General features: G+C 72.4%; 1 pseudogene. It reads right to left on the bottom strand.

The annotated features are described in order from the left end of the window. Positions 1-308 (bottom strand): annotated as a pseudogene (locus tag KVT32_RS29565) (IS1595 family transposase); the annotation flags it as partial.

The raw sequence follows: 308 nt of genomic DNA, 5'->3' as shown, positions 1-308 counted from the left end.
GTGGCGCCAGCGGAAACTGGTGTTGCGGTGTACGCCAAGCGTCGCGGCGGTGGCACGCACCGATTGTGCCTCGTGCATGCGCTCGAGGTAATCGAGCCAGAGTCCCCGGTGGCGCAGGCGTGCCAGCGGCGTGCCGGTCAGGGCGCTGAAGGGCTTGCCGCAATTGCAGCAGCGGTAGCGTTGCAGGCCGCGGTCGCGTCCGTGCCTGTGATGCCGCTCGCCGCCACAGCCGGGACAGGCGCGCCGGGACGGTGTGGCCGCCTCGATCACTGCGCGCAGCCGGGCGAGGCCGAGCGCGGGGCTTAGCC

It is taken from the genome of Achromobacter sp. GbtcB20, assembly GCF_019091095.1.
GTDB classification, from domain to species: domain Bacteria; phylum Pseudomonadota; class Gammaproteobacteria; order Burkholderiales; family Burkholderiaceae_B; genus Achromobacter; species Achromobacter mucicolens.
This window is presented reverse-complemented; position numbering and strand designations above follow the sequence as displayed.